The 26,007-nt window shown below is 58.5% G+C and carries 19 protein-coding genes; 7 read left to right on the top strand and 12 right to left on the bottom strand.

The window, feature by feature from the left end:
• The 6 genes from H1B37_RS10745 to H1B37_RS10720 all read right to left on the bottom strand — a co-directional run.
• Nucleotides 1-524, bottom strand: a 524-nt coding sequence (locus H1B37_RS10745; RefSeq protein WP_182866634.1) for a hypothetical protein, incomplete at its 3' end; no start/stop codon positions are given.
• A 23-nt stretch (nucleotides 525-547) separates the two neighbouring features.
• On the bottom strand, nucleotides 548-1,846 hold the full coding sequence (locus H1B37_RS10740) for an AAA family ATPase (protein WP_182866633.1): 1,299 nt from the start codon (nucleotides 1,844-1,846) through the stop codon (nucleotides 548-550).
• A 667-nt stretch (nucleotides 1,847-2,513) separates the two neighbouring features.
• A complete protein-coding gene (locus H1B37_RS10735; RefSeq protein WP_182866632.1) occupies nucleotides 2,514-4,004 on the bottom strand; it encodes an HIRAN domain-containing protein in 1,491 nt (496 codons plus the stop codon).
• Between the two features lie 29 nt (nucleotides 4,005-4,033).
• Entirely contained in the window at nucleotides 4,034-5,632 is a 1,599-nt protein-coding gene (locus H1B37_RS10730; RefSeq protein WP_286177613.1) for a YifB family Mg chelatase-like AAA ATPase, read from the bottom strand.
• Nucleotides 5,633-6,110: 478 nt separating this feature from the next.
• A complete protein-coding gene (locus tag H1B37_RS10725) occupies nucleotides 6,111-6,419 on the bottom strand; it encodes a DUF4365 domain-containing protein (RefSeq protein WP_182866630.1) in 309 nt (102 codons plus the stop codon).
• Between the two features lie 145 nt (nucleotides 6,420-6,564).
• On the bottom strand, nucleotides 6,565-6,792 hold the full coding sequence (locus H1B37_RS10720) for a hypothetical protein (protein ID WP_182866629.1): 228 nt from the start codon (nucleotides 6,790-6,792) through the stop codon (nucleotides 6,565-6,567).
• Between the two features lie 389 nt (nucleotides 6,793-7,181).
• Between H1B37_RS10720 and H1B37_RS33360 the strand changes: the two genes are divergently transcribed.
• Complete coding sequence (locus tag H1B37_RS33360; RefSeq protein ID WP_220498147.1) at nucleotides 7,182-7,772, top strand: hypothetical protein; 591 nt, start codon at nucleotides 7,182-7,184, stop codon at nucleotides 7,770-7,772.
• Nucleotides 7,773-7,798: 26 nt separating this feature from the next.
• The gene (locus tag H1B37_RS10715; RefSeq protein WP_182866628.1) at nucleotides 7,799-7,990 is read left to right on the top strand and encodes a hypothetical protein; all 192 of its coding nucleotides are present in this window, start codon (nucleotides 7,799-7,801) and stop codon (nucleotides 7,988-7,990) included.
• A 74-nt stretch (nucleotides 7,991-8,064) separates the two neighbouring features.
• Here H1B37_RS10715 and H1B37_RS10710 read toward each other — a convergent pair whose 3' ends face one another.
• On the bottom strand, nucleotides 8,065-8,358 hold the full coding sequence (locus H1B37_RS10710; protein ID WP_286177612.1) for an MGMT family protein: 294 nt from the start codon (nucleotides 8,356-8,358) through the stop codon (nucleotides 8,065-8,067).
• A gap of 48 nt (nucleotides 8,359-8,406) precedes the next feature.
• Here H1B37_RS10710 and H1B37_RS10705 point away from each other — a divergent pair, with 48 nt between their 5' ends.
• Nucleotides 8,407-9,297, top strand: a complete 891-nt coding sequence (locus tag H1B37_RS10705) for a TIM barrel protein (RefSeq protein ID WP_353620817.1) — start codon at nucleotides 8,407-8,409, stop codon at nucleotides 9,295-9,297.
• Between the two features lie 125 nt (nucleotides 9,298-9,422).
• Here H1B37_RS10705 and H1B37_RS10700 read toward each other — a convergent pair whose 3' ends face one another.
• Together H1B37_RS10700 and H1B37_RS10695 are read right to left on the bottom strand one after the other, a co-directional pair.
• Nucleotides 9,423-10,772 (bottom strand): hypothetical protein, encoded by a 1,350-nt coding sequence (locus H1B37_RS10700; protein WP_182866626.1) that lies wholly within the window; start codon nucleotides 10,770-10,772, stop codon nucleotides 9,423-9,425.
• A 311-nt stretch (nucleotides 10,773-11,083) separates the two neighbouring features.
• A complete protein-coding gene (locus H1B37_RS10695; RefSeq protein WP_182866625.1) occupies nucleotides 11,084-13,090 on the bottom strand; it encodes an NAD(+) synthase in 2,007 nt (668 codons plus the stop codon).
• A gap of 363 nt (nucleotides 13,091-13,453) precedes the next feature.
• Between H1B37_RS10695 and H1B37_RS10690 the strand changes: the two genes are divergently transcribed.
• The gene (locus H1B37_RS10690; protein ID WP_286177611.1) at nucleotides 13,454-13,930 is read left to right on the top strand and encodes a superoxide dismutase [Ni]; all 477 of its coding nucleotides are present in this window, start codon (nucleotides 13,454-13,456) and stop codon (nucleotides 13,928-13,930) included.
• Nucleotides 13,931-14,121: 191 nt separating this feature from the next.
• On the opposite strand, the gene H1B37_RS10685 is transcribed toward H1B37_RS10690, so the two are convergent.
• Nucleotides 14,122-15,429 (bottom strand): DUF1501 domain-containing protein, encoded by a 1,308-nt coding sequence (locus H1B37_RS10685; RefSeq protein ID WP_182866624.1) that lies wholly within the window; start codon nucleotides 15,427-15,429, stop codon nucleotides 14,122-14,124.
• 60 nt (nucleotides 15,430-15,489) lie between these two features.
• A complete protein-coding gene (locus H1B37_RS10680; protein ID WP_182866623.1) occupies nucleotides 15,490-17,217 on the bottom strand; it encodes a DUF1549 domain-containing protein in 1,728 nt (575 codons plus the stop codon).
• A 154-nt stretch (nucleotides 17,218-17,371) separates the two neighbouring features.
• On the opposite strand from H1B37_RS10680, the gene H1B37_RS10675 reads away from it, so the two are divergent.
• Nucleotides 17,372-18,091 (top strand): class I SAM-dependent methyltransferase, encoded by a 720-nt coding sequence (locus H1B37_RS10675; RefSeq protein ID WP_182866622.1) that lies wholly within the window; start codon nucleotides 17,372-17,374, stop codon nucleotides 18,089-18,091.
• A 330-nt stretch (nucleotides 18,092-18,421) separates the two neighbouring features.
• On the opposite strand, the gene H1B37_RS10670 is transcribed toward H1B37_RS10675, so the two are convergent.
• Nucleotides 18,422-19,825: a sulfatase-like hydrolase/transferase gene (locus H1B37_RS10670; protein ID WP_182866621.1), complete on the bottom strand. Its 1,404-nt coding sequence runs from the start codon at nucleotides 19,823-19,825 to the stop codon at nucleotides 18,422-18,424.
• 299 nt (nucleotides 19,826-20,124) lie between these two features.
• Here H1B37_RS10670 and H1B37_RS10665 point away from each other — a divergent pair, with 299 nt between their 5' ends.
• Nucleotides 20,125-24,663 carry a DUF6797 domain-containing protein gene (locus H1B37_RS10665; protein WP_182866620.1) on the top strand — a complete coding sequence of 1,513 codons (4,539 nt, stop codon included), beginning with the start codon at nucleotides 20,125-20,127 and terminating at the stop codon, nucleotides 24,661-24,663.
• 205 nt (nucleotides 24,664-24,868) lie between these two features.
• A complete protein-coding gene (locus H1B37_RS10660) occupies nucleotides 24,869-25,990 on the top strand; it encodes an alkene reductase (RefSeq protein WP_182866619.1) in 1,122 nt (373 codons plus the stop codon).
• The last annotated feature ends 17 nt before the right edge of the window (nucleotides 25,991-26,007 follow it).

Raw genomic sequence — 26,007 nt, 5'->3', positions numbered from 1 at the left:
AGTTTTTCAAAGGGAACGATCTTAACGTTGAGCCCAAGGCTTTGAATCGCTGAACGTACTGCAAAAACCTTCCGCAGGTTACCCGAAGTTTCCTGGAGAAACGCGTATGGATCACCGATTGCTCCGGGACAATTCAAATCGATGAAATTCTGTATCACTCTTGAGTCGTGGAGGTACATTTCTGTGTTTGCGAGATCCGTCCGAAACAACACTGGACAGGAATTCTCGATGCCAATTGCGTAGTCGCAATCAGCGTCTACAACGACAGCAAACTTGCATTGTTGATGATTCGCGACTCGCTCCTGCAATTCCATCGCAAGTGCAATTGCACGGCCTCGGTTACCGGGAGTCTGACCGTGATTAGCCAGTAGTTCGGCAGGCAGGTCAATGTCTCCGGCTTCGTAGGTGCTAAGATCGATATCTCTTCCGAAATACCACGTGATCAAACCGCGATCTCGCTGCCCCTCGACATAAACATCTCGCAGTTCAGGCTCTTGCTCATAAATCACGCTCAGTTCGTTCAATGAGCGTCTCTCGTGATCCATGATCAGTCAAATCTCATTTGATTATCAAGTCGCGCAATGCTCTCTTTGTAGTTGGCGAGAATCTCAAACGAGTGGGTCGCCATAACGAATTGAACATTGCCGTTGGCAGCTATTTGCATCAATGCGTCCAAAATCGAACGCTGCCATTTTATGTTCAATGAAATTTCAGGTTCGTCCACTATGAAAAGGGATTCCCGATCCGTTGCTACCATTAAGTTGCAGAACAGCACAAGCAGCTGCTTTTCTCCCGAGGATAGCATCCGTGCACTAAGCCGGTCCCCCCGCCTGTCGTAAATCCTGATTCCTTCAGGAACTGATACTCGAATCTTCTTCTGGTGTCCGAGAAACTTATCCAACGACTTCGCAAATGAGGTCAATAGCCGTTGAAGTTCATCAAGTGCATTCATCTTGGCTAACAAGCTATCGACATACGGTTCTAACACTTGGACAACAATAGACAATCGATTAGGGTCTGCGTGACGCAGAGCATTCAGAATTGGCTCAACGGGGACTGGCGAGGCGAGTCCAAGGTTGACAAACGATTCGCTAAATTCACCGGCGTCGTTAACAAGCTGGGTGATTCGTTTCAGCCGATTTTCATAGTCGTCTGAGCTGTCGCCTCCTGAATGGGATAGACCGCTCAGAATATTTTTGTAGATTTCGGACGTATTGTTCTCGCCGGTGTTGGATGCTTGAATCGCTTTTCGTCTCATCCATTCTTCAGCACGCTCGACCGACGCTTCTGCTGAAACCACATTTCTTTGGCTTTGGGTCTTCCCCAACGTGAAGAATCTTTCATAGGCAGAGGCATCAACTATTACGTCATCATCAATTAAGGTCCGTCTTCTCTCGGTATAACGAAATGCATCACTTTCCAGCGTGCGGCTATCAGAAAGAAAGTACGGGGTTACCCGATTGCGTTTCAACCGTTTGAAGATGTTAGATAGGCGATTGTCGTCGAGATCCCCGGTCTTCACCGAACCATCGTCACTTACCTTAACTGAAACGGACTCGATATCGCCATTCGAGAATACAGCGACCAGATCGTAAGGTCCGGTATCACACTTGCCGCGACGCGCCGAAAACGTACCGCCGTCGGTAAATCGAATTTCGAATTCCTGGAACTGCGTTTGTGCGATATAGCTTCGATGGCCTCGAGAATCCTGAACGGAAAGCATGTGAAAGAGCAATTTAAGCAGCGTTGTTTTTCCGCTACCATTGTCTCCATAGAGCAAGATGAGTCGACTGTCTTTGTTGTCGGCGGTTGCGGGTTCTAGCTCATAGGAAAACGTTCCGAACAACTCCGCCACCCGCACAGAGTGAACTTGGCTCCTAATTCGTTGGTTTCTTGATACCACTAGTGTTGTGTACCTGCCATGAATAGACTGTTTCGGTTTTTTTCGAGGGTGTGATCGAGTTGGTAGCTTATCTTCCGTTACCAACCGTGTCACGATATCCAGTTGTTGTAATCGATCCGCAGAAAAAATTAGGTGACTCTACGCGCCAACCGCCTTCTCAACCAGAACGGAGTAGGAGTATAGCGGGCGGGCAGTGCGACATGTGGCTTCTCGACGGTGGACAGCTTCAGCCGTACGCATAGCATTGTCGGTGCTGGGTGATCAAATGGCCAGTATCTATGGGCCTCGTAGAGCGGCGAGGGATGCAATTCCAAATCAGGATGGGAGATTCCTCACGGGCTCCCTCCTCTAACACCACAGGACATACGGATCCGTCCCACGGCGGTTCAGCTGGTTAATCATGCGTGGAAAATGTTTGCAAAGGTGAAGAAAAGCTACGGCGAAGAAATCACGAACTCGCTAATCGCCGGGGCTGTTCCCCGGTGGCCGACTCTGCTTGCTTGCAGAAATGTTCCAGTTTCAACGACTGCGTTCTATTCTGCCAGGTTGTGCCTGCGACGGTGCATTGCGTATCTACGTGGACTTTTGGTGATCGGGTAACCGCGTTTGGTCATAGATACACGCCTACAATCAATGCCCCTTCGGACGAAAAGCAGTGGACCTGTGCCGTTGTGTCTGGCTTTCGCCCCAGAAGTGGTGAGAACCAATAGGCGACATCGCGTTTGAGATAGCCGAGTTGGTGTTGTGTTGAATCGTAGACTGCGACAGCGTGCGGATCGTGCTCGTTTGTTGGCTCCCGAACGAGCACAATCGGATCCCCAGTGTGGAGCTTGCGGATGTAGGACTCGCGATTCCCGACGAAATCACCTACGACTCGGAATGTGTATCTGGGATCTGTTCCCGATTGCTGGATCCTTTGTGACTGATTAGGAACGGGCGCGCCGGCATCGACAGTGGCAGTCTTGGGAATGAATGCCGCTGATGGCATCACGCCAAGTACCGGTTCACCGCTGCATGCGTGTTCGGCAATCAACGCGAATCTCGCCGGTGCCTCAGAATCCATCGGCATTTTGACAAAGACGCTTTTCCCGGAGGAACGATTGAACAAGACGCCGTCGGTGTACCGGGTCACGCGCTGCACCGATGACAACGTGAACTTCTTCGACTGGAGCGCACCGACCATCGAGACTTGCTTTGTGGTCAAGTAGGCAACACCAGATCCGATTTCCTTGAGGTAGTTGTCACCTCCCAGCGGAATGCCAGCTGGCCGCTTCAGCGTCACAATCTCGTGCCAGTGCACCTTGGATTGGGCCAGGAGTTCCTCCTTCGCTCCCATCTTGAACGGAGCTGAACCAGAAACTTGCGGCACAAAGTTCCCTGAGTCCAATTCATAGGCCAAGCGACAAACCGAGATTCGCAGTTCGTCCTCCTTTGCAAACTCCAGGTCAACGCCTAGCGATATCGCCAATTGGCTTAGCTGCTGCTCTTCTCTCGGCTCCAGAATCCCGTCTTCCAGGGCTTCTTCAAACACCTCCCTGACAAGCTGTTTGCTTTGAGACGCGATCGTTCCCTGCACTTCGTCTTCGGGAATCCCCGCTGCCAATGCAAATTTTTCGATCGCCTGTCGATGTTGCGATGAAATGCGGCCGGATTCGATCGCAGACCGAATCCCGCGTTTTAACTTGGCACGGTTTTCTTGATCAGCCTTTTGTCGACGGACCTGCGCGTTCGCCCTTCGCTTCCTTTCGGCGTCACGTTGGTTGATTCTTTCGTTTACGACCACGAGTTTCAATTTGGAGACATCAACCCATTTCCCCTTGGTCAACTCGGGGCTCTTCACTTCATCGCCCGCGGCAATGTGCCCCTTTTTCACCATCTCGAGAAATTCAATGTCCGAGATCGGCCCAACATCCTCACGACCACGGAGAAGCCGCATTCTTTGGTAGAACCACGTGCTCGACAGAACGTCATCCACGACTTTGCTTTTGTTATCGACCAGCACAATAGGCTTTTCGCACTTCGGGCACTTGCCGCGACGCCCTTGTTGGGCCGCCTGATACCGAATCGCTTTTTCGCAATACGAGCAGATAAAGACCAGCATTTCCTCTGACATCGACGGACACATCCTCGTTATTCCTGACCAAGCTTGATCATTAGCTTTTCCGCCTCCAAGACATCCGACGATTCAATCTGGTGGTGATCCTCGAGGTCGGCAATGGTCCTTGAGACCCGTGCTAGCCGGTCTGAAGTCCGCGTGGTCACGGAACTTTCTTCCAGCACTCGTTTGTATTCCGCGAATCCTTCTTCGGAAAACTCACAATAATCTGCGACTGCACCACCTGGGATCGCCGCATTGCAGCTGATCATGGTGTTTGCGAATCGTTTGGTTTGCTTGTCGCGAGCGGCTTGAACGATTGTCCGCAGTCGCTTGGATTCACCATCTTTCGTTTTGGCAAAGCGTTCGTCAGTCGTCAGAGGCCGCATCGCAACCTGCAAGTCAATTCGGTCAAGTAGCGGTCCACTGATCTTTTGCTGGTACTTGTCGACTTCTTTCGCCGCACAGGTGCATCGTTCGCTGCCCGCGTATCCGCACGGGCAAGGGTTCATTGCGGCGACAAGTGTGAATTGGGCTGGGAATTCGAGGCTTGCTTGAACTCGGGTGATCTGAACGACTCCCGACTCAAGTGGTTGCCGCAACGCCTCAAGAGTCCGTCTCGAGAATTCTGGAAGTTCATCCAAGAATAGAACGCCATGATGAGCAAGCGTGATTTCGCCAGGACGAGGGACGCCAGAACCTCCACCGACCAGCGCGGGCATGGAGACGCTGTGGTGCACGTTTCGAATCGGTCGTCGCGTCACCGCATTGCCGTCGTCACCCAGCAAGCCGACCGCTGAATAGATCCGTGTCAGTTCAACCATTTCGGATTCCTGCAATCGGGGCAGGATACCGGGGATCGCCGACGCAAGCAGCGATTTCCCCTCGCCCGGCGGCCCGACCAGAAGCAAATTGTGCCCGCCGGCGGCTGAGATGACAGCCGCCCGTTTAGCTTCCTCTTGGCCACGGATCTTCCCGAAGTCGACGGGCTTATCAATCACGGGCTGAAAACGAATCGGCTCTCGCAATGCATTTCGCAACTTGCTCTTACCGCGGAAGAATTCGAGGACTTCTTCAAGCGTGTCCGCTGGATAGACCCCACAGCCCTCATGTCCCGGTTTCGCAAGAATCAGCGCACACTCCTTTTCATTGCCGCCAGGAACGATCAACGACTGTCCGGTTTGGGCTTTGAATGCAAGTGAGAGCGCGCCGGGGACACGACGGAGCCCGCCGTGAATCCCAATCTCTCCGAACAAAACAAATTTGTCCTCTTGCTCTTCCGGTAAATCGGGCAGCAGGCCGGCGACCTGAAGCATCAACACTGCCAAGGGCAGATCAAGCCAGGCACCGCCCTTTTCGAGTGCAGCAGGTGCCAGGTTCACCAAAATTTCGACCGGCGAGTTCGGGATTCCCAACTTGCGGAACGCACCGCTAATCCGCGTCACGGCCTCGATGACAGGACCACGCGTCATCCCGGTTACCTGGACACATTCTGCGACCGGCCGAGGAGATCGTAAGACCTTCGTCGCTCGGCCCTGCAGCTCAATCCGATGGCCTTCGATGCCAAATAAGATTCCACCGTGTAGCGTGTGATCCCGCCGAAGAAGATGATCGTGAAAGTTGAATCGATTCAATGCCTAACCCCAATGAAAAACAAAGAGCCCCGGATTCTAGCATGGGGTATTAGCCGAATAAATCAGGATGGTCCTTGTTGCCCGCCCGGACCCACCAGAGGAAGTAGGGCATGGGATTGGTACGTCACGATACATAACGATGTTGCTTTGAAGGGCAGCGAACAACGCATGCGCAACCCTCCAGCAAAAAATGCTGGGCGTTCAATCTGCTGAGGAGAATATCGCCGCGACCTCAGAAATCGTGCCCTGTATCGGAGATGGTTCCGATGCACCAGAAACGCAATTCTGGTGGCGGATGACACGAACGCGTTGAATCAAGCATCATCAAGTGCGCCGGGTGCTACCTCAACGTCTCGACATAATTCTCGAACAAGTTGCTTCGCAACGCATCGGCATACTTGGCGGCAAATCGCATCTCGTAGTACGCACCGCTTGCTCCGCCGTTGGGGTTGAAGTGCAAGTGGTCGTTGGTCTCGTTTCATTCGGACCCACGGGCCAAATAGATCGCGGGCTGCTGACCTTCGGTCAAGCGGACGGCACACAGCAGGTAGTCCGAACTGGAAATGAACTTGTCTGCTTTGACGAATGGGTTCGACGTCGGATCCGTTGACTTGACCTGCACGGAAAAGAACTTTCCCGATCGACTACGGACCACAAAATCGACACCGCGGTCGTCGTACTCCGAATCGTAAACCTCAAAGCCCTCAAGCGTAAAAGCCATCTTGGCGTAGGCCTCTCCGAAAGAGCCTTTTTGGATCGTATTTAAGTGCTGGTACGTTGTCTTCATGCCACTCGAAACAAAGCGAAGGAGGATTCACGAGGCAGGATCGACGTCAACTGCCACAAATCGCGAAATTACGGTTGTCGACTTAGGCTGGAAAGACACCTTGCGGCTCCAGTGAGAAAACTTGGACGACGTTCATGCAATCTTCTCACGACATCATCCAAACCGTCACCAATCGTTCGTCTCGAAACGCTTTCACGCCTCGAACTCGACCTATTCGAACCAAGCCTGGCAGGTGACGTTTCACCGCGTCGATCGAGAGCGGATCGGTTCCGCACTCGTTGATCCAGCGATGAATCTCGACGACGGTGCCGCCGTCGCGAAGGGATTCGATCGCCTCGATGATTTGCAGATCGATTCGGTGGGTTTCAAGCATGTTGCGCTGCCCCTTCTTCTTGCGTCGAGGGGCTGCCCATAAGGACGTCGGATGAGTGAATGAGCTCGACGGAATAATTCGGGCGATGGCGAATTGACGCGGTTCTTCGCGGCTGATGCAGAGTGCCAGCAGGTTTTGGTTTTGTGCGGTCCAACGGATGGGGCTGATTAGGCGCGTGGTTTGTTTACCTGTGCGGTCTTGGTAGGTGATTTGGCAGACCCAGCGATCGGGATCTTGCATCGCCAGCGAAAGTTTCTGACGGGGCGTCAGGCTCCGCTTTCTTCGACTCGTATCTCGCCGCTCGCGACTCGTTACTCTGTCCATCAGATCCTTTCTGCGTCGGGGGCGAAGCCGGCGGCGACGAGGGCGCGCTCGAGCTCGGGGCGGATTTGATCGTCGCTCAGGCCGGCTCGGCGGCGCGGGCGGACGACCCGCATGAACACGTCGTTGGGTGTTTGCGCCCGCGACGGCGGGGCTTTGGGTGTCTCGACCGGCCAACGGCTCGAAGGTTCGACTCGACGCCGTTGTTAGTCGTCCAGCAGGTCCAAGTCTCCGATGACGTCGTCGAGGAGGTTCCAGCGGGTGTTGCGGAGGGATTCGGTGTCGATGCTGAACGAACCGGCTTGGGCGTTGTAAATGCCGGCGCCGTAGCCGTTTCCGCCGTCACCCTCACCACTTCCCGTGCCGCCGCGGGATCATTCTGTGCGGCTTTGGCGACGTTGCGGGTAAATTTGCTGTCGGTGACCACCGCCGCGGCCGGACGGGTGCCGGTGCCGTCGAGCGTCGGCCCGACGTCCTGGGTGATCAGCACTACCCGTGGCTCCAAGTTCTCCGGCCGAAGGGCACGCTTCCGGACTCGGCAACGTCGCTGTCTCATCAATCGATCCTCTGAAGAGTTTAGAAAGGGGGCCCGCAACAGACTGGGCAATTCCTCCAGACGAAAACGCGACTGGTTCGACAAGCTGAAAACGGAAAAATAAAAAAGATCGACGCCGGAGCGGTACAAATGCTTCTCGCGCGCGGACCGGTGCAACTCTACAATCTTGACGACGACATCGGCGAACAGAAAAGCGTGATCGAGTCTCATCCCGAAGTTGTGAAACAGCTCAACAAACGCTTCGCCGATTTTGCGAAAGACATCGCAGCCAACAGCCGACCGGCGGCGTTCGTCGACAACCCGAAGCCGCTGTCAAAGTGAGTGGGGCGTGATGAATGCAACGCGTGGCACAGCCAGAAATTGTTTTGCCCCCATTGTTTTGCCGTTCCTCGGTTCTACTTTTTGAAACGCCCCAGCGGGGATCGGACGACGCGGAAGGCGGCCAACTGGACGCCTTCTTCGGCCAGGCGTTCGGCTTGGACGCTGGGGTTGCACGGGGGCAGCTGGCCGTCGCTGTAGACGACGCGCCACCAGGGTAGGGTATCCATCGATTGAGACAGCATTCGTCCAGCGGCGCGCGCGGCCGCCGGGCGGCCTGCGGCAGCGGCGATGTCGCCAAAACTGACGACTTCGCCGGGACGCAACCCGAGCACGGCCTTTTCCATCTTGAGCTGGAATTCGGTTAGCATGAGTGGTCTGATTTCCCTTGATTGCTCCAATCCCCAGAGGTCCCACCCGTGAAACGTCGTGATTTTGTTGCCGCCCATTTGATCGCCGCCGCCGGGGCGGCGTTGGCCCCGACTCGTTTGCTGGGCGATGACACGACGGCCGGTGACGGTCGGATTCGACAATCCATCATGGGCTGGTGCTTCAACCCGATGGACATGCTGAAACTGGCCGCCGAGTGCAAACGCATCGGATTGGAAGCGATGGAGGGTATCAATTCCAACCTGTACGACCAAGTCACCGGGATGGGGCTGAAGATTTCGCTGGTCGGCAGCCACGGATTCGCCACCGGGCCGTTGGACAGAGACAATCACGCCCTGGTCGAAAAGAAACTTCGCGAAGGAATCGACTTGGCGGTCAAATACGGTGCCCCCAACGTGATCACGTTCACCGGGATGCAAAAGGCGGGGATCAGCGACGCCGCGGCGCGAAAAAATTGCCTGGACTGCTGGAAACGCGTCATCCCCTACGCCGAAGAAAAAGGCATCGGCCTGGTCCTGGAGCATCTCAACAGCAAGGCCCACCTGAATCCCGACGGGTCGGTGCATCCGATGAAGGGGCACCCCGGATACTGGGGCGATGACATTCACCAGTGCGCCGAATTGGTCAACGCGGTCGGCAGCGAAAAATTCAAACTGCTGTACGACATCTATCACGTTCAAATCATGAACGGCGACCTGATCGCGAACTTGCAGAAGTACCAGTCGATCATCGGTCACTACCACACCGCCGGCAACCCGGGCCGACGCGAGTTGGACGGCCGCAACGAAATCAACTACCCCGCCGTGATGCGTGCGATCAAGGCGACCGGCTACACCGGCTACGTCGCCCAGGAGTTCATCCCGACCAGCGACGACCCGATCCGCTCGCTCGAAGAAGCGTTCGCGGTTTGCGATGTCTAGCGGACGACGCTACTTTTTGATCCATCCAAGCTCGTAGCGCAAGCGAGAGAGCGACTTCTGTCGAGGGGAAGTCGTGCGAACGCCAGTCCGGAAGGGCCGTCGTACATCGAGACAGTTACAAATGCCTATCGAGATCGGTTGAGCCACTGGGTGAGGATGCCACCGGAGCGTTTGCGCGAGGGCGTCGTTTGAATCCCCGACGACTCGTCGGACAAACGTGTGGAGACGGCTTGATCCTTCGACGACGTGCGGCCGAAGGTCAGCTTCTTTGACCAGCCGACAAATTTTTCGGCCAGCGACGGTTTGGGATCATCCGCGTCCCGGTCCGAATCCGATGCGTTCGATCGAGCCGTTCGAGCGACAGCCCGTTCGTCTGTCTCCATCGCCACTGGATCGTTGCCGTCGGGGCTCGCCTCGGCCCGAATCGCCTCGGCTCGTTTCGCCTCGGCCCGTTTCGACTCGGCACGCTTCAACGGCGGTTGGTGCATCGCGACCTCCATCGCCGGCGTACCGGCAGGCTGATCCGGCGATGACACGGGGCCTTGCCCGAGCACTTTGAGTGATCGGGCGATCGCATCGCGGTGGGGCAGATCTTGGTCCGTCGCCGCGGTCGGCGACGGCAACGTCGGCAAACGGTCTTCGTTCAAGTTGTCTGTGTCGATCGCGCCGAGTTGTTCCCGGAATGAACTGACCGTGCCCGTTGTGTGAGACCCCAGCGGCTGATTGAACTCCCGCGACTGCGCGGGCGAGGGCATCACCAGGTCGGTCGCGTAACGCCCCAGCGGCGGATACTGCATCGTGTCAGCGGAGGAGTCGGATTGATCGAGATGGCCGCCGATTTGATCGATGGCCAGTGAACCAAACCCATGGCCCCGCGCGGCCCCAAGAATCGCCGGCGCGTGATTCGTCTCGACCGACAAGGCGTCCAGGGCATCGTCCAGGTCCGCGGCCGGTTGCGACGGCATCGCGTGCGTTTTGCCTGAAACCGGCGGACCGGCCGAAACCGGAGGACTGATCACCAGTGAACCGTCGCTGGGAAACCGCGAGTCGCGTGTCGACGCCACGGACAGCGGCGGCTGGACGGGAAATTGACGCAACTGGGGCGGGGCGTCGGCGACCAGGGGGTTTCGGTGAAGTTCAATTCGCGGAGCCGGTGTCCGCTGGGGCACCGCCGCCGAACGGGTGGGGGCCATCTCGGCGCTGCCGGCGACCGCGGCGACGCGGCCGAGCGGCGACGGATTTGGCACGACATGTCGGATCAGGGCCGACCGCTTCACCGAGCGGACGACGTCGGCCTGGTCGGCCATCGCGGTCACCGAATCGACGCGGACGGGCACGGTGGTTCTGACCAGGTGGGGCACGTCGGCTGCGTCTGCCGACGACGTCCCGGTGGAAAGAACGCACAGCGCCGCAAGAACACACAGGGCCGCGGCAAGTTTTGCGACCGAATTGCCGCGTCGATTGCTGGTTGACATCTAACGCTTCCTTGCTTGTTTGCCGAAGTGCGAGCCGTCCCTGGATCGCGCATTGCTGCTTCCTTGGGTTCGGCCAGGCGTTGCGGCCAGCAAGAATCGAAGCATCGATTGCCGTCGAGAATCGGATCGCCCCGACCGACCAACGCGATTGACCCGATGTAAATGAACAAACGCTTGATTCGGTCCAACGTGGTGCAGCGGAGTAACCCGCAGAACCCGAACGCGAACCATGGCCAGGCGCGTTCAAGCGTTCCGGTTATTCCGCTTGATCGGCCCCGCCGACTCCATCGGCTCGACTCCATCGGCTCTACTCAATAGGCCCCACCGTCGGCATCGCTGGGCATCCGCCAATCACCGCGGGGCGACAGGCTGACCGAGCCGACTTTGGGACCATCGGGCACACAATTACGTTTGAATTGGTTGCGAAAGAACCGTGTGAGGAACTGGTTTAGCGTTTCGGCGATCGTCGCCGAATCGTACGGTTGGTCGAACGTCGCTTGGGAGGCCAGGTAGAGGATTTTTTGACGGGTGAAACCGTTGCGAACGAAGTGATACAGGAAGAAATCGTGCAATTCGTACGCCCCGATGGAGCTTTCGGTGTTCTGGCGAATGGTGCCGTCGCTGGCCGGTGGCAACAGTTCCGGCGAGATCGGCGTGTCGGCGACGCGATGCAACAGATCGCCGAGCCTGCCGTCGAAGTAGTGATCGGCGGCGTAGCGGACCAGAAACCGCACCAGCGTCTTGGGGATCGAGGTGTTGACGTTGTACATCGACATGTGATCGGCGTTGTACGTGGCCCAGCCGAGCGCCTGCTCGCTCATGTCGCCGGTTCCGAGCACAAAGCCACGGTTCATCAGCAGCATCGTCCGGATGCGTGCCTGGACGTTTTCAAACGTCAGATCGGAGGCGTCATCGGGCAACTGATTCAGTTGACGCTGTAAGGATTCCACCGACGTGCCCTCGTCGATGTCCAATCCCAGCGGACGATGATCAAGCGATCGAAAGGTGTCCAAGCACAGTTGGCGGATATCGATGCAATCGCCGGTCACGCCGGTCGCTTCGATCAATTGATCGGCACTGGTTCGGGTGTGATCGGTGGTCCCGAACCCCGGCATGGTGATGGCGTGGATTGATGTTCGCGGCCAGCCGGCCGCATCGACCGCCTTGAGCGCGACCAACAGCGCCAACGTGCTGTCCAAACCGCCGGAGATGCCGATCGCCAGCGGCGTCGATTTCGAGAGACAAGAAAGTCGCTTGATCAGACCCGCCGATTGGATCGCAAAAATCTCGGCACAGCGTTCGGCCAGTTCGCCTTCTTCTGACGGAACGAAGGGGTGCGCGTCGACATAACGCAGCAATGTTTTCGGTGCCGGATGATCTGAGGCACGTTCGCCCAATTGAATCTGTCGAAATTCAAGTTCGGTGTGTTCGGCGACATCGTCAAAGGAACCCACGACGCGGCGGTCGTGCGCCAGACGCTGTAAATCGATGTCACAGGTGACCGACGTTTCGGCGACCCATTCGGGTGATCGGCCGTCCCCGATCCGACGCGACTGGCCGATCAGGGATCCGTTTTCGGCGACCAGACAGTGACCTCCGAAAACCAGATCCGACGTCGATTCGCCCGGTCCCGACGAGACATAGGCATAGGCGGCGATGCAACGACCCGACTGTGATTTGACCAAATCGCGACGCCAGGCGGCCTTGCCGATCGTTTCGTTGCTGGCCGAAAGATTGACCAACACGTTGGCCCCGGCGACCGAGGCGCTGCTGCTGGGCGGGATCGGCGTCCAGAGGTCCTCGCAGATTTCGACCGCGATGACGGCTTCGCCGATTCGGAACAACAAATCCGTGCCGAAGGGAACTTCCTGGCCCGCGATGACGACCGTTTCGGGATCCGCCAGACCGGCGGGGCGGAAGTGGCGTCCCTCATAGAATTCGCGGTAGGTCGGCAAAAATGACTTCGGCACCACTCCGGCGATCGCCCCGTCGCGGATCACTGCGGCGACGTTCATCAACGAATCACCGACCACCAGGGGCAGCCCGACGACCACCACCCCCGGGCGGTCGCCACTGGCTCGGACGATCCGCAGCAACCCCTCGATGGCGCCGCCCAGCAAGGAATCACTGCCAAACAAGTCACCGCATGTATAGCCCGTGAGTGCCAATTCAGGCAGCACGACCAAATCCGCATCGGAGTTTCCGATCGCCGTCAGGATCGCATCGGTGTTGGCCGTTGGGTTGGCCACGGCAGTCGGTGGAGCGACGGCATGAATGCGAAAGATTCCGTGCTCAAAGGTTTCGGTCGATGTGGGCAATTCGGTTGGTCTGGGGTGAGTCGGTCTGGGGGGAATCAGGTGTCTACGCGAAGGTCACACGATCCACGCGCGAAGTTCACGGAGAACGCGCTCGACCGTCGGATCGGCGTTGCGATTTGCCGTGTGATCGGTGTTTCGATCGACGGATTCATTGTAACCTGCAGGGATCGATTCGCCCTCCCGACTCGTTTTTCGGTCGATTGCCGGGGATATTCCCAATCCGACAAGATTCCCCTCGCCACCGCATGCGTGTCGCGGTCTATAATCGCGCCTGATCGGGTTCGACTTTGCACCACCAGCCCAAGCGGCGGACCGATGGCGCGAGCGAACGATCTGTGTCTATGAATTAGAAGAAACGACTTGATGAGAGTGAACGACATGACCCGAATTCTGACTGCCACCTTTGCGCTGCTGATCACCGCCTCGATCGCGATGGCCCATTGCCAAGTTCCCTGCGGAATCTATGGGGACCAAATGCGATTTGAACAAATGCTCGAAGACGAACACACGATCTCGAAAGCTCAATTGCAGATCAATGAGATCACCGCGGGCCAAATGTCCGCCCAGTCGGTCAATCAGGCTGGACGTTGGGTGCTGACCAAAGAAGAGCACGCGACGAAGATCCAAAACACGATTTCGGCGTACTTCCTGGCGCAACGCATCAAGCCGGGCAGCGAAGGTTACACCAAGAAACTGACCGCCGCGCACGCGGTCATCATCGCAGCGATGAAGTGCAAACAATCGGCGGATCCGGAAACCGCCAAGGTGCTCGAAAAAGCGATCTTTGATTTGTACCGAGCGTACGAAGGCAAAGAGCCGGATTTCGAACACGTGCACTAGTCGAGAGCCGCACCGTGCTTTTCAGGTAGCGGAACTCGCCAAGAGTTTCGCACGGGCGCGGCGCCGAGTTTCGCACGGGTGCGGCGGCGAGTTTCGCACGGGCGCGGCGGCGAGTTTCGCACGGGTGCGGCAAGAGTTTCGCAGGGGCGTGGCGGCGCCGCACGGGGGGCCGAAAGCCTTGGCGGCTTCCGCTACACCAACACCTCTCGGATCGGTTCGCCTTCGCTAATTCTCAGCGGGCGGCCGATCGGCGTTTGTCTTTCTTCGTGATAGGGCACGCCCAGTGTGGATAGAATCGTCGCGTGCAGGTCGCCGATCGTGAGCGGATTGGCGACGTCCGCCAATGGCTTGTCGGGATCCAGTTTGGGATCGGCCGCGGTGGATCCGTAAACGCCGCCCTTGCGAATGCCACACCCGGCCAGGAAGGTCGAAAATCCGTGCGGCCAGTGATCACGTCCCTCGGCCGGATTGATTTGTGGCGTGCGTCCGAATTCGCCGCCGCAAACGACCAGCGTCGTTTCCAGCAACTCTTGTTCGACCAGTCGGTCCAACAGCGCCGCCAAGGCCGCATCCAGGATCTCACAGCGCGCCGATTGCAACGAATGGTTGGTGATGTGCGAATCCCATCCGCCCAGGGTGACCTCCACGCAGCGCACCCCGGCGGCGATCAACCGCGTCGCCGCAAGGCAACCGCGTCCGAACGGCGTGTCGCCGAATCGTTCCAGCGTCTGCTTGGATTCACCGGAAACATCAAACGCATCGACCTGCTCGCTGGACATCATGCGGAGCGCCGCTTCGGTGGACGCCTGGTGCAGGGTTCGGTTTTCGTCCATGTCACGCAGTCGTTGTCGCCGGAATCGGTCTTCCAACCATTGCAGATCCTTCATCCTGCGATCGAACCGCTCCTCCGCGATCGGTGATTTGAGATCGGGCACGGGGTTCTGCGGATCGCCGATTTTGAAGGCGTCGTAGATCGGCCCCAGGTAACCGCCGCGCGCCGGTGCGTTCTGGGGCAGGATCGAGATGTGTCGCGGGATATCCAACGCTTCGGGAAACTCGTGACACAGGATCGAACCGATCGACGGGTGCACGAGCGTGGGATCGGGACGGTAGCCGCTTTTGATGTTGTAGATCGCGCGTTGGTGATCACCTTCTTTACTGGTCACGCTTCGGATCAGCGATCCCAAATGCATTTTTTCGGCGACCCGTGGCAAGGTGTCGGCGATTTTCAGATCGGGAACACTCGTCGCGATCGCGCCCACTTCGCCACCGATGGTCGTGCCCGGATGGGGATCAAAGGTCTCCAGTTGACTCGGTCCTCCTTCCAACCAAAGCAGGATGACATTTTTGGGCCGCGAGGCTTCGGTCGCTCCGGTCGCGTCGGCCCAGGCGAGTTGGTTGGCGATGGATGAAAGCATGGCCCCACCGGCACCGGCTCCCAACAGCGTTCGCCGCGAGAGATGGGCGTGGGGGTCGCAGAGGGGTTGGTTGTGATTCATGGGGTTGATTGGTATGGCGGAAATCTTATTGGATTGAAGTCAGCGCAGGTTGGTGTTTCATTAATGATTCCAAGTGAATTCGGTGCTGTTGGCGAGCGTCCAATAAAGGTCTTCGAGGGCTTCGCCACGATCCTGACGTTGGGCCAGTCCGTTGACGAAATGGCCTCGTTCTTCGTCATCGGGATAACGGTTCAGCAAGCACAGGTACATCGTCTCGATCGCGCGAGCGTCGTCGCCTGCGAACAGGTTGATGTGTCCGGTTGCGTTCAAGACCGGGTTCAGCTCGCCGGCCTCACGCAACATTTTTCCGTTGATCATCAACAACCGCTGCGGGATCGTGATGCCGTCCTTGGAGAATTCATTTTCACCCAAGTCACCGTATCGCTGCAAAAAGTCATTGATCGAACCGAATCGAATCAGTTGAACCAACAGGGAGGAATCACGCGTGATGGCCTTGATCTTAGACGCCTGGACGATCGATCCGGCCACCTGTTCGGCACGCAATCGCGTCAACGGAAACACCGCATAGTGGTCTTCATGTTGCGGTGTGATGTCAAACGACGCACGACTTGACGTTCCAAAGGCATCGCACTGGGCAATGATTCGGATGGTTCGTCGGACGTTGCGGTGTTGCACAAAGTCATCGATGATCGGTTCCAACATCGGCGGCAACGGTTCATCCAGGGGCAGGTTGTCGACCGCCTCGGTCGGCGAGCGTCCGAACATCAACGCCCAAAACCGGGCGACGGCCGCGCGAGAGAATTGGCGATTGTCGGCATGAGTCACCCAAGTCGCCAACCGCGAGCGGGCGTCGCCTTCCGCGGGCAACAGGTCCGCCGCGTAGGGCACCGCCGGCGTCACGTCGACCTCCTCGTCTTCCTCCAGATACTGGTACTTGTAATCGGCTTGCCCGGTGCGAATGCCTTGCAACCCATTCGTTTTGGCACTGCTATAGAACGCCGCCAACTGGTGAAAATCTTGCTGCCGACCTTCACGCGCCTGCACCGGGTCGCCCAAGTTGACGTTGCCCAGAAAATCGTGGTGGCATTGCAAACAGTCGATTCGTAATCCCAGGAACGCACGGCTGGTTCGCGCGGCCAAGCGGATCGGGTCCGGATTGCCATCGTTGCTGTCAAACGTCACCGTCAAAAAGTTGACCTCCGGTCGATCCGTCCACAAACCTTCGGCGGTGATCAGGTTGCGGACGATCTGGTCGTAACGCCGATTGGCGGCCAGCTGATCGGACAACCAGTGACGGAATCGACGCCTGCGGTAAACGACAAACGGCCCCTCGTCGGCGCCCACCAAAAACCGGGTCCAACGTTCCGCCCAGTAGTCATGAAAACGCGGGTCACGCAGCAAGTTGTCCAAGTGCGTCGATTCGCGTCGGTCTTCGGGCAGCGTTTCGAGCGCACGGATCTCCTCCAGCGACACGCCGCTGCCGACCAGGGCCAACGACATTCTGCGGCACCGGGCCATCCAGTCGGCCGGATCGGCACTGGCCAAACCCAGATCGCCCAGTTGTGCGTTGCGGGCCGCATTGACCGCTTGGACGACGCGCCGAATCGATTCCTCATGCGACGGATCACTTGCCGGCGGGGCATCCGCAGTCGCCTGCTCGCTGGACAACCGAACCGGTCGGGCGTCGTGTTCACCCGAATCGCTCGCTTCACCCGAATCGCTCGCGCCCGGCGGCTCGGACAGTCCCGATGCCATGTATCCGAACGCGACCAGCACCAACAACCCGAACCAACTCCACTTGGCGACAGAGACGAAAAACTGTTTCATCGGATCGTTGGGGGCAAGGCACTTCTGGTACAACTGCTGGACGACGCGCTATTATCCACGCGGCCGCCGGAGGGGCGAGCGATTCTTGGACGATTCGCCCCGGAACCCGCGATCTTGGCCATCGGAAGCGAAAAAAACAACGATTGGATTTTACATGCCAGCCCCCACCGACCCGTTTTTCGAACCCTACGATCGTGACGACATCGCTTACGGAGATGTGCCGTCAGCACCGTTGGCGGCGTATCTGGAGCAAGTGGACTGTGGCGGCCGCGCGCTCGACTTGGGGGCCGGCGCCGGGCGTGACACGATCGCACTTGCCCGGGTGGGCTTTCACGTCACGGCGGTCGACTTGAGCCCCCGTGGTGCCCAGCGGATCCGGCAGCGGGCCGAAACCGCCGGTGTCGGCGGGCAGGTGGAAACCTGTGTGGCGAACGTCTGTGACCACGAGATCCCACCGGGGGCCTTCGACGCCATCTGCGCGACGACGGTCTTGGATCACATCCCCGCCGAGGACGCTCGGCGGGTTTGGAAACGCATGACCGCCGGGCTGTGCGCCGGTGGCGTGCTGTATGTGGAAGTCCATTCGACCGAAGATCCCGGCAGCGATCGACACCCGGGAATCGAAAGTGATGCCCCGAAAAGCGAAACCGCAGACGCGGTGATCAACTACTTCGCCCCCAATCAACTCGCCCGCTGGGCCGTGGCCGAGGAAGCCGAATTGCGGATCCTGCGTTACGAAGAACGTTTGGAATGGGATTACACCCACGGCCCCGAACATCTGCACGGCAAGGCCATCCTGCTGGCCGTCAAAACGGGCGCCCACCCAGCTTGGTACGGCCAACCCGCTGCATTCCCGCGTCGAAAGAGCGGGTGAATGGTAGGACCGGCGCCTACGCAGCGTCCGTCGGCATCGAGTGAAAACAAAACCCACTTTGGAAGCATTGATGTCAACACAACCTGCAGTCAACACAACGTGCAATGGCTTCCTTCTCCCGGGCTTTGCGGGGGGAGAAGGGCTGGTGAAAATCAATGGAACTTGGAACGTTGGGTAGGTTCGGAGACCTTCAACGATTCTGCTGGATCCCCCGATTGCAAATTGCAAACTGTTCATTGCAAATTCAAATTTGCGGGAATTGTCGCTCAAATCATTTCGCAATTTGCATGGTTCATTTTGCAATTTTCAATCGTTGCCGGTCCCCCGCGCTCACCAACCGCCCGGTTGCTCGGTGGCGGTCCGCTGGGTGTCGGCATACCAAGCCTTCAGTCGTTTCAGCATTGCGGAAGCGCGCTCCGCATGCCGCGCCGACAAGTCGGTTTGCTCGGCCGGGTCATGATCAAGCCGATACAGTGCGACGGTCTCGTTGTCGAAACTCCCCGGTGCGGCCTTGGGATGCCGAACGACCAGTTTCCACGGTCCCTCGCGCATCGCTTCGCTGCGTTCACCACGGTTGCTGAGCGATGCCCAGAATAATGGGCGCGATGGCAACGCATCGCGGTCCAACAGCAACGGCGAAAGATCGATGCCGTCCAAGGGTTTCGGCGGAGCGGCTTTTACGCCGCCGAGTGAAAGCAACGTCGGCATCACGTCCAGCGTGATCGCCGGCGCATCGCTCTGGCCGCCCGGCCGGATCTGGCCCGGCCACCATGCGATGAAAGGCACCTTGTGACCGCCTTCGTAAACCGATCCCTTGTCGCCTCGCAAACCATCGCTGCCGCTGGGGAAATCTCTTGAGGCGCCGTTGTCGCTGAAGAACAGGACCAACGTGTTTCGATCCAAACCCAGCCGCACCAATGTCTCACGAATCTGCCCCACACCTTCATCGATCGGCAACGTGATGCCACGGAACTTTTCGATCCGTTCAGCTTCGTCCTTGGGCTTCCAGCGTTTCCAGCCTTCCGACTCCGTCCGTCGCACCGGGTCACCGCGAACTTGCACCGGGTTGTGAATCGCCAAGTGCGACACGTACAAACAGAACGGCTTGTCGCGATTCTGCTTGATAAAATCGATGCTGTAGCGGTTGATCAAGTCCGTCGCATAGCCCTCCTCATCGGCCTCCGTTTTGCCGTGCCACCAGTCGTACTTGTTGTGGTCACCCACGTGGCTGACGAAATCGATGTTGCCGCTGTGGTAGCCGACGAAATCGTCGAAGCCGTGATTCTGGGGATGGTAGTCATCGGAGTTGTGGGGATAACCCTGATGCCACTTGCCGACGATTCCGGTGGTGTAACCGGCGGATTGGAGCATCTCGGCGAAGGTCGTCTCGGAGGGTTTCAGCCCTTTGCGGTGCTCGGGATGATCTGCAACCGGATGGATCACCGCTTCGATTCCCGATCGCTGTTGATAACGTCCGGTCAGCAGTCCGGCGCGGGTCGGAGAACAGACCGTGCCGGAGGAATGGAAGTCGGTCAGCCGCATCCCCTCGGCGGCCAGCCGATCGATTTGCGGCGTTTTGAAATAGGGATTGCCGAAACAACTGACGCCCGCATAGCCCATGTCGTCGACCATGATGACCACGAAGTTGGGCTTGGCAGGTTTTTGGGCCGGTGCGACGGTTGCCGCTGAAATCAGGGACAGGCATCCCAGCCACGCGATGAGTTGCTTTTTCATGAAATGCTCGAAAGTGGGATCAGGTTGGCTCCGCACGCCGTCGCGCTCACGGGGACGGGTTCGTCGCCGCCTTATTGTAGGCGGTCGCGCAGTTGTGGGTGTCTCGCCGGAGAGGGACCGTCCAGCTTAGGGCGATCGCTCCGGCGCGTACGATGGCCCTTCCGGGCGGTCGATTCAATCGCCAGCCCGTTCAGCGCGAGGACCTGGAAAGGACGTCGTACTGCTCGACTCGCCTGCGTTTACAATGGGCCGCTCGAAACGAATTCGTCTTCATCAATCGGTGCTGAAAATCTCACCCCATGGTCTATCGACGTGCCCCCCTGGCGATCCTGTTGTGCATCGCCGTCATCACAGAGTGCTTTGCCGAAACGCCCACGAACCTGCGCGACGACAATCTGGTCGCCTGGTGCATCGTGCCCTTCGACGCGAAAAAGCGAGGTCCGGCCGAGCGTGCCGAGATGGTCCGGCGACTCGGGCTGCGCCGCGTCGCCTACGATTGGCGTGCCGAGCATGTGCCGACGTTTGAAGAAGAGATCCTGCAATACAAAAAGCACGGGCTGGAATACTTTGCGTTTTGGGGATCGCACGACGACGCCTTTCGGTTGTTCGAAAAGTACGACATGCACCCCCAGATCTGGCAGATGCTGCGACCGGTCGTGGGGCAAACCCAAGCCGAACGGGTGAAAGCCGCCGCGTCACAGTTGCTGCCACTGGTCCAACGGACCCGCAAGTTGGGCAGCAAGCTCGGGTTGTACAACCACGGCGGCTGGGGCGGCGAGCCGGAGAACATGATCGCCGTCTGTGACTACCTGCGCGAACATCACGACGCCGGTCATGTCGGCATCGTCTACAACCTGCATCACGGTCACGGGCACCTCGACGATTTCACCGACGTGCTGGAATCGTTGAAGCCGTACTTGTTGTGCTTGAACATCAACGGCATGACCCGCAACGGTGACCAGCGTGGGCAAAAGATTTTGCCGCTGGGTGAAGGCGAATACGATGTCCAGCTTCTGACGGCGATCCGTGATTCGGGCTACACAGGCCCCGTCGGGATTTTGGGGCACACGCAGGACGACGTGGAGCAACGGTTGAGGGATAACCTAGACGGCTTGCATTGGTTGTTGCCACAAATCGACGGTCGCCCCGCCGGGCCGAAGCCGAAGCTCCGTACCCATTCACCGCAACAACCGCCGCCGCAATCGTCTTCAATCGGCCGGCCAGGGCTCGGCGGAACACTTCTCGATGGCAGCCCGCAGTATCGTCAACCGCCGATCACGGTCCAGTGTCGCGTCACGCTGCCCGATGCCAACGGATACAACATCCTGGTTGCCAGTGATCCCAAACGGTCGGGCGACCACTGGGAAATCTTTTCCAACAACGTTACCGGCAACTTCACCGCCTACCTGCCCGGCATGCAACCCGATCACGTCCATAGCGATGCGATGATCTGTGACGGCAAGCCCCACACCGTGACGATGATCTACCAGCCGGCCAGGGTGCGGTTGCTGGTCGATGGCAAACCGGTCGCAGACCAAGCGATCCAGTCACGCGGTCGAGAGGGAGTGGCCGGAAAGCTGGCGATCGGCCGGTTGGTCGAAGGGCGGATCGGGTGCCGCGGCACGATCCACTGGGTACGGATTTCGAAGGGCGTCAGAACGATTTCCGCCGATCCCGTCGTCGAGGTCCAGGATGATGACGCGACACGGTTGATCTGGCGTGACGAGACGCCACCACCCCGTGATGAGACGAACGAATCGCAATCCCGGCAAACGCAACCGGTTTCTAAGAACCGAGACTATTCACCGGAGCGGGTGTCCACTCTGGTTGACAATGCCCTTCGCGGCGGCGATCCACAGCGTGGTCTGCAGACGTTCGCCGATGCCAATTCCGCGTGCCTGTCCTGCCACCGCATCGGACAGCACGGCGGCACCGTCGGTCCGGACCTGACGTCGATCGGCAAGCAACGAAAGCCCGAGGAACTGGTCGAATCGGTGTTGTGGCCCAAGCGACACATCCCGCCGGAGTACCTGGCCCATCTGGTTCTGGATGAATCCGGACGCACACACCAAGGCTATCTGGTTCGCCAAGACGACGAAGCAATCGTGCTCCGCGATCCCGCCGCCGATCCGCCAAGCGAGACGGCGATCACGATCGACGAGGTCGTTTTACAACGCGAGGTCGGAACGCTGATGCCCGACAACCTGGCCGGCGCGATGTCCGACGAAGACCTGAGCGGATTGCTCAAGTTCTTGTTCGACTTGGGAACCGATCGGGGGCTGGCGATGGGCGAGATGGATTTGCTGCTTTCCCACGCCCAGGCCCACTCGCACGGGCCGGTGGAGTTTCCGATCGAACGACAACCGCTCGTGCCGGACGATTGGCCGAGCTGGCAGCACCCGGTCAATCGTGACCGCGTTTATGACTTTTACGCCAAACAAGCAAACTTCTTCCGCGGTCATCCGGCCAACCCACCGTTGCTGGCGGAGTATCCCGGTCTGGATGGCGGCGACCAAGGCCACTGGGGCAACCAGAACGACACCACCTGGGCCAACGACCGATGGAACCAAACCGAACTCGGCCAGGTGATGTGCGGTGTGGTCCGCATCGGCAAAACAACCATCCCCCGCGGTGTGTGTGTGCGATTTGGGGAACAGGGCCAACTGGCGGCTTGTTTTAATCCAGACACGTTGACCTATGACGCGGTGTGGCAAGGCGGTTTTGTCCGTTTTTCATCGCACCGACACGGGTTTCTGGACGGACTGAAGATCGACGGTGATCTGCTTCCTACACCCGAACACTCCAAACCCGAGCAGCCGTTTCAGTACCAGGGCTTCTATCGACTGGCGGATCGTGTCGTGTTCGCCTATCGCATCGGCGACCAGGACTTCTTGGACGCACCGGATGTAAAAGACGGTCGCTTCGTTCGCGTCGTCGCGCCAGCGGATTCACACCCGCTGCGCGACCAACTCAAACATGCTCCGACGCGTTGGCCGCAACGAATCGAAACCGAAATCAACTTCGGAAGCGGAACGCCCTATGCGGTGGACACGATCGGATTGCCGTTTAAGAATCCATGGAACGCGTTGATGTTTTGCGGCGGTCACGCGTTTTTGTCCGACGGTTCGGCATTGGTTTGCACGATGCAAGGTGACGTCTGGCGGGTAACCGGTTTTGAATTTCCCTCAAAGACGTCGACCTGGCGACGGTTCGCGTCCGGGCTGCACCACGCGTTGGGCATCGTGGCCGATGACGACGGAATCTTCGTATTGGGACGCGACGAAATCACTCGCCTGCATGATCTGAACGGGGACTTTGAAGCCGACTACTACGAGTGTTTCAGCAACGCGTACCAAACTTCGCCGGCCGGTCATGATTTCATTTGTGGACTGGAGCGTGATCCCGAGGGGAACTTTTACCTCGCATCGGGAAACCAAGGTTTGGTTCGCATCTCAGCCGACGGACAGCGGGCCGAAACCATCGCGACCGGTTTCCGCAACCCCGACGGTCTGGGGCTGCTGCCCGATGGAACCGTGACCGTACCGGCGTCCGAAGGCAGTTGGACGCCCGCGTCGATGATTTGCGCGGTTGAGCCCGAGCCCACCGCATCAGTCACCAAACGTGCTGCGGTCCCACACTTCGGATACCGCGGCCCGCGAGACGGAGCGACGCCGGAGCTGCCGTTGGCGTACCTGCCGCGTTCGCTGGATAATTCCAGCGGCGGCCAGGTGTTCGTCGACAGCGATTCTTGGGGACCGCTCTCACGCCAATTGTTGCACTTCTCCTTCGGCAGGGGGACGCATTTCGTGGTGCTTCGCGATCGAGTGGGCGGGCAAGCCCAAGGGGCCGTGGTGCCGCTGCCGGGTGAATTCCGATCAGGTGCCCACCGCGGACGATTCCACCCGATCGACGGCCAGTTGTACGTGACCGGCATGCAGGGCTGGGGCAGCTACACGCCGGATGACGGCTGTTTCCAACGCGTCCGATTCCGCGGCGGTGCTGCCCAATTGCCGACCGGATTTCACGTCCATGAAAACGGGATCGCGATCTCGTTTTCGATGCCGTTGGATGTCTCGGTCGCCGGCGATCCCGGCAGCCACTTCGCACAAGCGTGGAACTACCGCTACGGCCCCGGATACGGATCGCCCGAGTTTTCGACGCGTCATTTCGGCGTCCGCGGCCATGACAATTTGCATATCCACTCCGCCCACGTTCTGCCGGATCGTCAAACAATGTTCCTTGAGTTGCCGGACTTGCAAAAGGTCAACCAGTTGCACGTCGCGCTGCAATCGGCGCCTGATCAATTCCATCAACTGTTCGTTACCGTTCACGAACTCGACGAACCGTTCACTGGGTTCCCAGGTTACGTGGCGCGTCGAAAGACCCTCGCACCGCACCCGATCCTTGCGGACCTTGCCATGGCAACTCGCAGCATCCCGAACCCGTATCAAACGAAGCTTGCCGGGGCACGTGCGATCACCATCGAAACCGGAACCAACCTGTCCTACGCGACGCGAACGCTGCGGGTGGCTGCTGGCGAGCCGATCGCATTGACGCTGTCCAACCCGGACGTGGTGCCACACAATTGGGCGCTGGCCAAACCGGGAACCATCGATCGGGTGGGTGAGCTTGCCGATCGACTGATTTCGGATCCCGAGGCGGCACTTCGTCACTACATCCCCGCCACCACCGACGTGCTGGCGCACACCGACGTCGTGCTACCGGGCGAGCAGTTCACGATCTACTTCAATGCTCCGTCGCAAAAGGGGCACTACCCCTACCTGTGCACGTTTCCGGGGCACTGGAAAGTCATGAACGGGATGATGATTGTGGAGTAGTTGGAGGAGACGGACCGGCCCTTCAAAGGTTTCATCCCGGCACTGTAAGACAGCGTCAATCCTGCGGTATTCCTCCGTAACGCTCGCTTTGGCAGCCGGTCGTGCCGGTTACCCCATCACGGGGTTGTTGGCACCGGATGATTCCGCCGTCGGCCGAAGCCGCAACCCTTTGAAGAAACCCAACCATCTTTCGTCGGAAACGATCATGACAACTTCCAACACCAATCAACCGCCAACGAACCTGCTTTCGTCGCTGACCGTCGGGGATCTGACTTTGCCCAATCGTGTCGTCATGGCTCCCCTGACACGTGCCAGAGCCGGTGAACGCCGCATCCCCAATGACTTGATGGCAGAGTATTACTCTCAGCGAGCATCCGCCGGCTTGATCATCAGTGAAGCAACGGTGGTGTCACCGCAAGGAATCGGTTGGCCCAACACGCCGGGGATCTATAACGATGAAATGACCGAAGGATGGAAGCAGGTCGTCGATGCCGTTCATGCCAGCAACGGTAGAATTTTTTTGCAACTTTGGCACACCGGTCGCGCTTCGCACAGCGATTTCCACGACGGAGAATTGCCGGTAGCCCCGTCGGCGATCGCGATCGAAGGGGACGGCGTCCATACGCCCAGCGGCAAGAAACCCTACGAGACACCGCGGGCGTTGGGGACCGAAGAAATTCCCGGCATCGTCTCTGACTACCGGCAAGCCGCCGAGAGGGCAAAGCGGGCCGGTTTCGACGGTGTCGAAATTCACTCCGCCAACGGCTATCTGCTCGATCAGTTCTTGCAGTCTAAAACCAATCATCGAACCGACGCTTACGGCGGCAGCATCGAGAACCGGTATCGGTTGCTCGAAGAGGTCGTCCAGGCGGTCACCTCCGTGTGGTCATCGGATCGTGTCGGTGTTCGAATCGCCCCCAACGGTTCCTTCAACGACATGGGGTCGCCCGATTATCGCGAACAGTTCACCTACGTCGCGCGACGATTGGACGAACACAACCTCGGTTACCTGCACGTGATGGATGGGACGGGGTTTGGCTTCCATGAACTCGGTCCGGCCATGACGCTGGCTGACTTCCGCGAGGTGTACTCGGGTCGCTTGATGGGCAACGTCGACTACACGCGCGAGTCCGCCGAAACCGCGATCGCCGACGGCGACACCGACTTGATTGCGTTCGGTCGACCGTACATCAGCAACCCCGATCTGGTTGAACGCTTCGCCAACGGCTGGCCGCTGGCCGAGACGGCTGACATGTCGCTGTGGTATTCCGATGGTGCGCACGGCTACACCGATTTTCCGACCTACCGCGAAGCGGTCACCGCGTAGTGTAAGAACGTCGGAAA

This window comes from Stieleria mannarensis, from assembly GCF_014154935.1.
Classification (GTDB): domain Bacteria; phylum Planctomycetota; class Planctomycetia; order Pirellulales; family Pirellulaceae; genus Stieleria; species Stieleria mannarensis.
The sequence above is the reverse complement of the archived record's forward strand: the minus strand, read 5'-3'. Positions and strand labels throughout refer to the sequence as shown.